Annotated in this window: 6 protein-coding genes and 1 tRNA gene; 3 read left to right on the top strand and 4 right to left on the bottom strand. The window is 68.8% G+C overall.

Annotated elements, in window-relative coordinates:
• Positions 1 to 367 precede the first annotated feature (367 nt).
• The 3 genes from AC1DW3_RS25130 (at position 368) to AC1DW3_RS25140 (ending at position 2,630) form a co-directional block, all read left to right on the top strand.
• The gene (locus AC1DW3_RS25130) at positions 368 to 1,192 is read left to right on the top strand and encodes a symmetrical bis(5'-nucleosyl)-tetraphosphatase (RefSeq protein ID WP_477936044.1); all 825 of its coding nucleotides are present in this window, start codon (positions 368 to 370) and stop codon (positions 1,190 to 1,192) included.
• Positions 1,193 to 1,223: 31 nt separating this feature from the next.
• A tRNA-Ser gene (locus tag AC1DW3_RS25135) sits at positions 1,224 to 1,313 on the top strand.
• A gap of 285 nt (positions 1,314 to 1,598) precedes the next feature.
• Positions 1,599 to 2,630 carry a fatty acid desaturase family protein gene (locus tag AC1DW3_RS25140; protein WP_477936046.1) on the top strand — a complete coding sequence of 344 codons (1,032 nt, stop codon included), beginning with the start codon at positions 1,599 to 1,601 and terminating at the stop codon, positions 2,628 to 2,630.
• A gap of 287 nt (positions 2,631 to 2,917) precedes the next feature.
• Here AC1DW3_RS25140 and AC1DW3_RS25145 read toward each other — a convergent pair whose 3' ends face one another.
• From AC1DW3_RS25145 to AC1DW3_RS25160, 4 genes are all read right to left on the bottom strand, one after another.
• Positions 2,918 to 4,447 carry an ATP-binding response regulator gene (locus tag AC1DW3_RS25145; RefSeq protein ID WP_477936048.1) on the bottom strand — a complete coding sequence of 510 codons (1,530 nt, stop codon included), beginning with the start codon at positions 4,445 to 4,447 and terminating at the stop codon, positions 2,918 to 2,920.
• A 41-nt stretch (positions 4,448 to 4,488) separates the two neighbouring features.
• Complete coding sequence (locus AC1DW3_RS25150) at positions 4,489 to 8,892, bottom strand: response regulator (RefSeq protein WP_477936050.1); 4,404 nt, start codon at positions 8,890 to 8,892, stop codon at positions 4,489 to 4,491.
• Positions 8,893 to 8,914: 22 nt separating this feature from the next.
• Entirely contained in the window at positions 8,915 to 10,069 is a 1,155-nt protein-coding gene (locus AC1DW3_RS25155) for a response regulator (protein WP_477936052.1), read from the bottom strand.
• A 288-nt stretch (positions 10,070 to 10,357) separates the two neighbouring features.
• Positions 10,358 to 11,946: delta-60 repeat domain-containing protein (locus tag AC1DW3_RS25160; RefSeq protein WP_477936054.1), on the bottom strand; the 1,589-nt coding region annotated here is incomplete at its 5' end.

Genomic DNA, 11,946 nt, shown 5'->3' on the forward strand with positions numbered 1-11,946 from the left:
ACCCTAGGCGGCGCGTGGCAAAAACGAAGCCCGGGAGACTATCAGAAGCCCATGACCGGGCCCACCGTGCGATCCCTCGCTTTGGGGTCTGCGCGGCAGAAGGCGCAGCCCGCGTTGAGACCGGCAGGGGTGCAGGCCAGGCGCGAGGAGGCCGCGGGTGCTTACCCGCAACGACGAGCAACAACGCATGCGCCCTTGCCGGTCTCAACCCGGAGGGCCGGGGTGATTTGCGGGGCCATGCGTCGTTGCCGGCTCGTGGTGGGGCCGGCCCCACGGCCTCGCCGACGCCTAGCCTGGCCCCGCAACTCGCCCCGGCGCGGGCCACGCCCTCTGCCGCGCAGACCCCAGGGCCGGGACAATCACGGGCATGAACTATCTGATCGGTGACCTGCAAGGCTGCTGCGGGGCCCTGGAGCGGTTGTTGCAGCGCCTGGATTTCTCGCCTTCGCGCGACCGCCTCTGGCTGCTGGGCGACCTCGTCAACCGCGGCCCGGCCTCGCTGACGACGCTGCGCCGCTTGGCCGGCCTTGGCGGCACGGCAACCTGCCTACTGGGCAACCACGACCTGCACCTGCTTGCCGCCCACCACGGCGTGCGCCGCCCGCACCGCGGTGACACGCTGGACGACATCCTGGCCGCGCCCGACCGCGAGGCGCTGATGGACTGGCTGCGCCAGCAGCGCATGGCCGTCTTCGAGGCCGGCTGGCTGATGGTGCATGCCGGCGTCGTGCCGCAATGGAGCCGCGACGACACCCTGGCCCTGGCCGCCGACGTCGAGGCCGTGCTGCGCGGCCCTGCCCTGCCCGACTTCCTGCACGCCATGTATGGCAACGAGCCAGCGCGCTGGGACCCCGACCTCGCCGGCACCGCGCGGCTGCGCTTCACCGTCAATGCGCTCACCCGGCTGCGCTTCTGCACGGCCGACGGCGAGATGGACTTCAAGACCAAGGACGGCGCCGGCGCCGCGCCCGAGGGCTTCATGCCCTGGTTCGATGTGCCGGGCCGCCAGACCGCCGACACGCCCATCGCCTTCGGCCACTGGTCGACGCTCGGCCTGCTGGACCGCCCAACGCTGCTGGGGCTGGACACGGGCTGTGTCTGGGGCGGCCAGCTGACGGCGGCACGCGTGGACGGCGCGGCGCGCGAGATCATTCAGGTGCAGTGCGAGCAGGCGCAACAGCCGGGCGGCTGAGCCCGCCGCCCTTAGAATGCGCCTCCCCGCCGGAAGCGTGGGAGAGTGGTTTAATCCAACGGTCTTGAAAACCGTCGAAGGTGTGAGCCTTCCGTGAGTTCGAATCTCACCGCTTCCGCCAGTTCTTTTAGGTGGCTAGCAGCTTGTCCACGGCCATTGCCGCCGCTCTCCGATTCGAGTGCGGAGATGACAACCCAGCGCACCGGGCCTTCCCCCATCAGTTGAGCCAAAAGTCCAGCTATAGCTGGGCTTAGGTGCCGTCTGTACTTTGCGGCAAGGGACCAGGGCCACCCTGCGTGCTCGAAGTCACGCCGAACATCCCACCCCGTTGGCCAGGCCTCCACCAACGGTCTAGACTTGCAAGAGGTCGCCGACAGCCGCTTGGTGACCTAGCAATGAAGTCAGCATGGAACCAAGCACCCCCGCTGCCGCTGCCCCGCCCCTGGAGGCCATTCCGCCGGACGCGTTGAGCACGCGACGTGTGCTGTCGCGGCGCGACCAGAGCCCGGCCATGCAGGCACTCACGCGCGTCAGCAACGCCCGCTTTCTGGCGGACGTGGCGATGAACTGGGGTGTGATCGTGGCCGCTGCTGCGCTGGCACTCTATGCCGGGCATTGGCTCGCCTACGTGGTGGCTATCGTGATGATCTCGACCCGTCAGCATGCGCTCGGCATCCTGATGCACGACGGTACGCACTACCGCTGTCTGACGTCGCGGCCGCTCAATGACGCGGTGAGCGACATCTTCTGCGCGCTGCCGGTGGGCATGCTCACCTCGCGCTACCGCTACGAGCACCTGCAGCACCACCGCGGCCTCAATACGGACGACGACCCGTACTGGGTGGACTTCAAACACGACGACACCTGGCACTGGCCTAAGCCGCCTGCGGCTGCGGCCTGGGTCTTTGTGCGCGACCTGCTCGGCCTCAACTCGCAGCGCTGGGGCCGCGTGCAATGGCGCTGGTCGCCGTGGGTGAACCACTTCAAGCGCAGCGACCCCAAAGGCCCGCCGCCCACGACGCCGGCAGAGCGCCTGCGCATCTACGGCTTCCACATGGCGGTGCTGGGCACGCTCATCGCCACCGGTGCGTGGCTCAACTTTGCGCTGCTGTGGCTGCTGCCGCTGATGACGCTCACGCCGGCCATGGTCCGTCTGCGCACGGTGGCCGAGCACCTCCTGATCGCCAACAGCGACGAGCTCGACGCCTCGCGCCACACCGTGGGTACCTTGCTCGAGCGCTGGAGCATTGCGCCCCACAACATCAACATCCACCTGGGCCACCACCTCTACCCGGCGGTGCCTTACTACCGTCTGCCCGAGCTGCACGCTGAGCTGATGAAGGACCCGCGCTACGCCGAGCGCATCGTCGCCAGCCCTGGCTACCTGGGCTTTGGCGAGGGCTGGATGCTCGGGCTCATGATCAAGCGGGCCGACTAGGGCCTGTTAACACTACCGCAGGCCATAAGCAGAAAAAGCGAAGGGACCTAACGGTCCCTTCGCTTTTTCTGGCGACGATTTTCCCTCGCTTGACGGGTTCGGAAGTGACCGCATCCGCCAGTTCTCAGGCCGCGCCGCCGGCCATGAGTGTCAGGTGCCAACAAGCAGCTCGACAAAGTGGAACAGATGAGCCGGCTGTCCAACAACCTGCAAAAAGACGACCAAGGTCTGAGCAACGCCCTCAACCGCCGCTTGCTCGAGCGGCCGACGCAGAGCCGTTGTGAAACCTATCGGGCGCCGCCCGCCCTGGGCAGGTGCATGGTGACGCGAGTCAAGTTCTCATCGTCCGAAGTTTCCATCTCGACTTCGCCATGCTGCGCCCTTGTCAGCAAGCGTGCGGAGTAGGTACCCAGACCCGTTCCACCCTGCTTGCCGGCGGTGACGAACTTGTCGAAGAAGTACTCGCGAATGGGCTCGGGCACCACGCCCTTGTTCTCGATGACGATCTTCAGTGGCGCCTGGTCCAACAGCCGCACCGCGACCGTGCCGTGGGCCGGCGCGGCCTCGCAGGCGTTCTTGACGAGGTTCTGCAAGGCCGAGAAGCACAGGGTCGCATCACCCAGGGCCTCCGGGGGCTCGCTGCCCACGGGAACGTCGGTGTCGACCGAGATGGACAGCTGCTTCTCTGCAAAGGTGACGCGAGCGGTCTCGACGATGCGGCGCAGCAACTCGCCGATGCGCAGGGGCGCGGCCTTGAGCTCGAAGCGCCCCGTCTCGATCCTGTAGAGCTCGGCAGACAGGTTGATCATGCCGAGCACGCGCATCAGGATGTCCTCGATCAGCTCCACCTGCTCGATTTGCCGGCGCCCCAGGGCATCGTCCTGGAGCAGGGCCTGCGTCACGCCCAGCGCGCCGGCCAGCGGGCCCTTGAGGTCGTGACGGGTGATGCGCTCCACGTCCTCGCGCATCTGCGCCGCCTCGATCATGCCGTCGACTTCGGCCTGCAAGTCCTTGCGCAACTGCACATAGCGCATGAAGTTGCGCACGCGCGGCTTGAGCGTCGCCGGATCGACCGGCTTGGTGATGAAGTCCACGGCGCCCAGATCCAAGCCCTGCAGGCGCGCGTCCGCCGTGCTCAGCGTGGTGACGAAGATGATGGGGATGGTCTGCGAGCTGGGATGTTCACGCATGCGGCGCGCCACCTCGAAGCCATCGATGCCGGGCATCATGACGTCCAGCAGCACGAGGTCGGGTGGGCGGTCCGAGGTGGCGAACTGCAGGGCCTTCTCGCCAGTCTGGGCCAGGCGCACGCGGAATTCGTCGCGGAACAGGCCGGACAGCAACACCAGGTTGTCAGGTGTGTCATCGACGACCAGGATGGAGGGCCGCGCATCGGCCGTCTCGCCGGCGGCATCCTGCGGCGGTGGCGGCGCGGCGACCGCAACGGGCCGGCGCGGCGTCCAGCGCATGGCCTTCTGCACGCGGTCGATGAGCTGCTGCGGCGTATAGGGCTTCAGCAGCATGGAAGTCACGCCGCTGGCGATGGCTTCGGTCACCTTCTGGCGCTCGGCCTCGGCGGTGATGAGCACAAAGGGCAGGGCCGACAGCTGCGGGTCGGCACGCATGGCCTGCAGCAGTTCGATGCCGGACATGACGGGCATGTTCCAGTCGGACAGCACGATGTCGAAGCGCGCGCCCTGCAGCTGGCGCAGCGCCTCGGCGCCATTGCGGGCCGTGACGACGCGCTCCACGCCCATCTGGCGCAGCTGGCTCACCGTGACCTTGCACATCGCCTCGAAGTCGTCGACGACCAGCACGCGGGTCTCCGGGCCAAGCCGGGGGGATGCAGAGGGCGGCGTCATGGTGACGGCTCCAGCGCCTGCAACGCGGCAGCAGCGGTGTCGAAATCGAAATCGGCAAGGGCCTTGGCGACGCGCTGCAGCGTGCGGGCCAGCGCAGCGTCGCCGACCTGACCCAGCAGCGCCTCCGCCAGGTCGATGGCCTCGACGTCGCCCTCGGACAGCAGCCGCGACAGACGATCCAGATCCTGTCGCAGGCGCGCCTCATCCACCACGGCGACAGGTGACGCTGCAGCCGGCGTGATGCCCTCCTGCGCCGCGAACTCAGCCAAGCCAGCCAGCACGGGGGCGAGCTGATCCAGCACCTCGGCCAGCGCCGCGTCGGCCGCGGCGCTGGGGTCGGGCCCGCTGGCGTCTTCCAGGCGTGCGGCCGCAGCCTGCAACGCCAGCGCGCCGATGTTGCCGGCGGTGCCGCGCAGCGTGTGGGCGACGCGCCGCGCCGCCTGTGCGTCGGCGGCATCGGCGCACGCCGCGGCATAGGCCTCGGAGAAACCGGCTTGACCCGCCAGGAACTTGAGCAGCAGGCGACGGTAGAGCTCGGGCTTGCCGCCGGCCGTCGCCAGGCCGCGCGCGGCATCGATGCCGGCCAGGGCGGGGAATGTCGCCACGGGCAGGCCGGCGCCGCTGGGTCGCTGCACCGCACGGCCGGCGGCGGGCCGGATCCACTTGGCGAGCGTAGCGAACATGCTGCCGACGTTGAGCGGCTTGGGCACGTGGTCGCACATGCCGGCTGCCAGCGCCTTCTCGCGGTCGCCGGCCATGGCGTTGGCCGTCATCGCGATGATGGGCAGCGCAGCCAGGGCAGGCTGGGCGCGGATGCGCTGGGTGGCCGCGTAGCCGTCCAGCACCGGCATCTGGCAGTCCATCAGGATGCCGTCGAAGCGGGCGTCATGCGCCAGCAGGTCCAGCGCCTCCTGGCCGTTGCCCGCGCAGACGACCTCGATGCCGGCATCGGTCAGCAAGTCCAGGGCCAGCTCCTGGTTGAGATCGTTGTCCTCGACCAGCAGCAGCCGCGCGCCAGCGAGCCGATCGCGAGCCTGGGCGTGGGTATCGGCCTTCCCGACGGCGCGCGTCTCCACCAGCCCATGGCGGCCCAGTGCCTCGCCCACGGCCTCCAGCAGCGTGGACGGCGTGACGGGCTTGGTCAGCACCGCACGGGGCGTCACGCCCTGCTGCTGTGCGGCGCCCAGCGCTTCCTCGCGACCGTAGGCCGTCACCATGATGACCGTGGGCGTGCGCTTGAGGCCCTCGGTCTCCAGCCGGTGCATGGCCACCACGCCATCCATGCCGGGCATGCGCCAATCCATCAGCACGACGTCGTAGCCGAGGTCACGCGCATCGGCCTGCGCGGCCATGCGCAGCGCTTCGGGACCACTGTGCGCCACATCCACCTCCAGGCCGAAGCTGCGGGCCATGGTCGAGAGAATCTCGCGCGCCGAGGCGTTGTCGTCCACGACCAGCACGCGCACGCCCAGCAGCTCGTCGGCGCGGAACATGCGACGCGGCCGCGGCTGGCTCTGCACGCCCAGCTTCACCTGGAAATGGAAGGTGGAGCCCTCGCCGGGCGTGCTGTCCACCCAAATGCGGCCGTGCATCAGCTCCACCAAAGTCTTGGAAATGGCCAAGCCCAGGCCGGTGCCGCCATAGCGACGTGTCGTCGAGGCGTCGGCCTGGCTGAAGCTGACGAACAGGCGGCCCAGCTGCTCGGCCGTCATGCCGATGCCGGTGTCGCGCACCTGGAAATGCAGCTCGGCCTGGCCGTCGTCCTCGGACGCCAGCTCGACGCCGACCACCACTTCGCCGCTTTCAGTGAACTTGACGGCGTTGTTGCCCAGGTTGACGAGGATCTGCCCGAGGCGCAGCGGGTCGCCCAGCAGAGCGGTGGGCAYGTTGTCGGCGACGTCGAACAGCAGCTCCAGCCCCTTGTCGTCGGCCTTCAGGCCCACCAGGTTGGCCAAGTGGTCCATCACATCCTCGAGACGGAAATCCACCGTCTCCAGCGTCATGCGGCCGGCCTCGATCTTGGAGAAGTCGAGGATGTCGTTGATGATGCCCAGCAGGTTCTCACCCGAGCGGTGCACCTTCTCGATGTAGTTGCGCTGCTTCTTGTCGAGCAAGGTCTGCAGCGCCAGGTGCGACATGCCGATGATGGCGTTCATCGGCGTGCGGATCTCGTGGCTCATGTTGGCCAGGAATTCACTCTTGGCGCGGGTTGCGTCCTCGGCGGCTTCCTTGGCTCGGGCCATCTCGTCCTGCAATTGCTTGCGCTCGGTGATGTCCTGGTGGATGCCGACAAGGCGTAGCGCGCGGCCGTTCGCATCCCGTTCGGTGGCCTGGCCCAGCGACAGGATCCAGCGCCAATCACCGCCCTTGCTGCGCATGCGGAACTGCGCTTCGTACTCCGACACTTGCGGCGTCTCGATGCACTGCACAAAGCGCCGGTTGGCTTCCGCGGCGTCATCGGGATGCAGCAATTCCGCCCACGCGGCTGAGGCGCTGCCGTGCTCGTCAACCACTTCTTCCAGCGTGTAGCCCAGCATCGTGGCCCAGATCTCGTTGACCCGGCTGACCCCGGCGCCCACGTCCCAGTCCCACAGGCCGAGGTTGCCGCCCCGCAGCGCGAAGTTCAGGCGTTCGGCACTGTCGGCCAGAGCCTTCTCGGCCGCCAGTCGCGTCGTCACGTCGCGCACCGAGGCGCAGACGCTGGCATCGCGCCCGCCTTTGGCGTCCAGCCGCGACAGGCCCACGTCGACCGGGAACAGGGTGCCGTCCTTGCGGCGGCCCAGCAGCACGCCACCGCGGCTCGTCATCGCCCGCGTGCCACCGGCCTCCATGAAGGACGCGCGCAGCGCCGGGTGCTGGCTGCGCGTCGCTTCAGGCACCAGCAGCTCCACCGGCTGGCCGAGCAGTTCGCCCAGTGCGTAGCCGAACATGCGTTCGAGCTGGCGGTTGACCGTCACGATGGCACCCGCCCGATCGGCAATCAGCAGGCCGTCGGGCGCGGCGTCAATGATCCCGCGGTACCAGGCCTCGGTCGCCTGGATCTCGGTCTTCTGCGCCTCCAGTTCGCCGGCCTGGCGCTGCGTCTCCTGCAGCAGCCGCATCGAGCGTGCGGCGCGCTCGAGGATTTCCAGGTCCATGGCCAGCACCGGGGTCAGGTCGTCAAGCAGGCCCCGTTCGCGCGCGCTGAAGGGCTGGAATGCGGCCAGCTCCAGCACGCCAAGCAGCCGCTCGGCCCGCAGCAGCGGGAACAACACGACGGCGCGGGGTGGCGCAGCACCCAGCGCCGAGCCGATGGGCAGGTAGCCCGGCGGCAGATCGGCCAGCACGATGGGCGCCCGCTCCAGCGCGCATTGCCCCGCCAGGCCCTGGCCGAGCGCGAGCCGCTGCGGCGCGGCACGTTCGGGCAGCGCATAACCGCCCACCAGACGCAGCTCGCGGGTGTCTTCCTCGTAGGCGTACAGCGCACCGTGACCAATGCCTGCAACAGCCGCCGCGAGTTCGCTGAAGAACAGTCGGGCCAGTTCCGTGTCGTCGTTCGCCGCCTGCAGCGCCGCCGAGATCTGCGCCAGATGGCTCTTCTGCCAGTTGCGGCCTTCCATCTCCTGCGCCACCTTCTGCAGCACATGAACCGAGCGGGCGATCTCGCCCAGCTCGTTTTCGTAGTCCAGATGCGGCACTTCGATCTGGAGTTGCCCTTGGGCGAGCTGCTCGACCGCCCGGCGCACGCGCGCGTTGGGACGCCGGATGGACACCACCACGAGCCAGGCCACGCCACTGCCCAGCAGCAACCCGCCGAACAGGAGCGCCAGGGTCTGCATCCGCGCCTTGTCCACGCGCTCCAGGGCCGCTTCCATGCTGCCGCGAGCGCCGCTCTCCTTGGACGTCACGACGTCCTCCATGCGCGCGCGCACGGCGTCGCCGCTGGTCTGGAAATCCGGCGAAGCGACAAAGGCGCGCGCCTGCTCGTACTCGCCACGCACCAACATGCCGACGGCACTGTCGACGTTGAGCTTGTAGAGGACGTACGCGTCCTCGAACTGCGTCAGGCGCGGCAGATTCTCCGGGCGGAACAACCGCGGCCGCAGCTCGGCCAGCTCTCGCCGCAGGCGTGCGTCCTGTTCGGCCACGTGGCGCAAGGCCAAGCCGCGGTCTGCCAAGTCCTCCGAAATCAGCGCCTGGCGCAGTTCGCGGCCCATGGTGAGATAGGCCGCCTGCGCGTTCTTGGCATTGGCCAGGCCGAGAAGATCCTTTTCGTAGAGCTGGGTGATCTGCGCGAGCAGAGCCTGTTGCCGGAGCAGTTCGCCAGCGCCCAGCGCCAGCATCGTGAACATGAGCACGCTGAAGCCCAGCAGCAGCTTGCTTCGCAGCGAACGCCTTTCAAGCCAATTCGAGCCGAGCATCACCCCTCCCCGTTCCAGCCGCTCAGGGGCTCTTGAAGACGCTGAGGCTGCGTTCCTTGTCGTGCAGGTCGGCATCACTGTCCGCGTAGCGCTGTGCGATCTCGCGGAACTCGACGGCAACCTGTACGAAGGCGTCCACCATGTCGGGATCGAAATGACTCCCGCGGCCATCGATGATGATCTGCTCGGCCTTGTCGTGCGGCATGCCTTCCTTGTAGACGCGCCGGCTGATCAATGCGTCGTAGACGTCGGCCACGGCCATCAGGCGTGCCGAGACCGGGATGTCGTCGCCCGAAAGTCCCTCCGGATAGCCCGAGCCGTTCCACTTCTCCTGGTGGCTGTAGGCAATCTCCTTGGCCACGGTCAGGAAGTCCACCTTCAGCCCCAGCCGGTCCTCTGCCTGCTGGATGGCGTCACGCCCCAGCTTGCAGTGCGTCTTCATGATCTCGAACTCGTGCGGCTCGAACTTGCCCGGCTTGAGCAGGATGCGGTCGGGAATGCCGACCTTGCCGATATCGTGCAGCGGCGCTGACTTGAACAGCGTGTCGATGTAGGTGTCGGTCAGCAGGTCCTTGAAGCGCGGGTGACCGCGCAGGGTCTCGGCCAAGAGCTTGACGTAGAGCTGCGTGCGCCGGATGTGGTTGCCGGTCTCGTTGTCGCGCGTCTCGGCGAGGGAGGCCATGGCCTGGATGGTCACGTCCTGGATGGTGGCGAGTTCGCGCGTGCGCCGCGCCACCTCGGCCTCGAGGAAACTGGCCTTGTCGCGCAGAAAGTCCGCTGACGCCTTCAACTGCAGCTGGGTCCGCACACGCGCCAGCACCACGGGCGGGCTGATGGGCTTGGTGATGTAGTCCACCGCACCCAGGGCGAGCCCGAACTCCTCGTCGACGGCTTCGCTCAGAGCGGTCAGGAAGATGATGGGGATGTCGCGCGTACGCTCATCCGCCTTCAACTCGCGGCAGACGGCAAAGCCGTCCATGCCGGGCATCATCACATCCAACAGGATGAGGTCGGGTGGGTCTGCCCGAGCGGCGAGCTGCAGCGCCTTCTGGCCCTCATTTGCCAGCCTCACCCGGTAATGCTCCTTGAGCAAGCCTGCCATCAGGGCCAGGTTGTCGGGCGTGTCATCCACCACGAGGACCGTTTGTCGCCCTGTTCCAGGGATTGCATCGTCCATGAAGTTAGCTCCCGGTCGGCCGGCACCTTGATGTGCTGCCACACAGCATACTTCCAGCGCGTCCAGATGACTCGCCCATGTGAGAGGACGACAACGAGCAGCGCCCGGTCTCCATTGCAGGGAGATCGCACGACGGACCGCAATTTCCATATGCGTCGGCTGCTCAGCTCGGGCCCCACCGGTGTGGCAACAGCAAGTCGATGCGGCCAGGCGCAGCGCTGGCCGGTGTCCATGCGCGGTGGCGGCAGGCCGCCGGATTCCAGGAAGCATCCGGCGGCATGCCGGGGCTCAGAGCCAGTGGCGCATCAGCACGACGTCGAGGTCGCTGCTGCCGCTGGCTTCGCCGGCCTGCAGCACGCGCACGGTGGACACGCGCTCGTCGGGCTGCAGGGCCAGCGCACGCCCGACGTCGCTGCGCGTGCCGGCCGCCACCGGGGTGATGCGCAGGCCGTCGGGGCTGAAGCCGGTATCGCGGCTGCCGTCCGCGTTCAGGCGCAGCAGCACGGTGTCGCCGCTGGAGCTGTTGCCCGTGTAGGCCCAGCCGCCCAGCAGCAGCCGGCCGTCGGCCTGCTGCACGAGGGCCGTGGCTTCGTCCCAGTTGTCGGTCCTGACGGCGACGACGCTACGGCCGCCGTTGCCGAAGCGCGCGTCCAGGCTGCCGTTGGCAAGCAGGCGCACGGCGGCGAAATCGTGGTCGCGATGGCCGGCCAGCACGAGCTCGTTGCCCGCCGTGACGACCACGCCGCGCGCCGCACCCGTGATGCTGCCGAACAGGCCGCGCACGATGCCGGCCGAGCCGAAGCCGGCGTCCAGCGTGCCGTCGCCGCGGTAGGCCGCGGCAATGAAGTCGCCCTCCCCGCCTGCCGCGACGATGCGCGAGACACCAGCGACGGTCTGCAGCGCCAGCGCGTAGACGGTCTCACGCGCGCCGTCGCTGCCGATGGCGGTCAACACCTTGCCGCCGCTGCCGAAGCTGGCGTCGAGGCTGCCGTCGGCGTTGTAGCGGGCCAGCGCGAAGTCGCTGCCATTGGCACCCTGGCTGCTGTCGCCGCCGAGCACGATCTTGCCGTCGGGCTGCAGCAGCAGCGCATAGGCCTTGTCGGCGCCGTTGCCGAAGGAGGTCGTCACGCGGCCACCGATGCCGAAGCTGGCGTCCAGCGTGCCGTCGGCGTTGTAGCGGGCCAGCGCGAAGTCGTAGCCGGTGGCGCCCTGGTCGCTGCTGCCGGCGACCAGGATCTTGCCGTCAGCCTGCACGGCCACGGCCTGGGCCTCGTCGCTGCGGCCGCCGTTGTTGAAGGCGGTGCTGACCTTGCCGCCGTTGCCGAAGGCCGGGTCGAGGCCACCGTCGCGCAGGTGGCGCACCAGCATGAAGTCCGTGCCGGTGACGGCGCCGAAGACGCCGAAGCCGGCCACGACGGCCTTGCCGTCCGCCTGCACGGCCACGCCGCGCACATAGTCGTCCGTCAGGCCGCCGGCCGTCACGAGGGTGCCGCCGCCGAAGCTGGTGTCGATGTCGCCCGCCTGGCCACGCACCGTGACCGTCAAGGGCTTGCTGGCATTGGCCGTGCCGCCGCTGCCCTTGATCGTCACGCTGGTGGGCAGGGAGTGCGGCGCCGCTGCAGCGGCCTGCAGCGTCAGCGTGCCGGCGTTGCTGCCGGCGGGCACGCTGAGCGCTGCGGCCGTCGCGCCGCTGGGCAGGCCCTCGGCGCTGAACTGGATGGCTTCGGTGAAGCCGGCATCGCGCTGCACGGCGACGGCGACGCTGGCCTGCTGGCCCTGCCAGACGATGGCCTTGCCGGTGTCCAGCGTGAAGCTGAAGCCCGCGGCCGCGGGCGGCGGCGGCGGTGCGGGCGGGGTCGGCGCCGGAGGGGTCGGGG

It is taken from the genome of Roseateles sp. P2_H4 (assembly GCF_056403315.1).

Bases quoted from the DNA above. Each gene is read 5' to 3' on its own strand.
- AC1DW3_RS25155 (WP_477936052.1), bottom strand. From the start codon at position 10,069: ATGGACGATGCAATCCCTGGAACAGGGCGACAAACGGTCCTCGTGGTG.
- AC1DW3_RS25140 (WP_477936046.1), top strand. From the start codon at position 1,599: ATGGAACCAAGCACCCCCGCTGCCGCTGCCCCGCCCCTGGAGGCCATT.
- AC1DW3_RS25130 (WP_477936044.1), top strand. From the start codon at position 368: ATGAACTATCTGATCGGTGACCTGCAAGGCTGCTGCGGGGCCCTGGAG.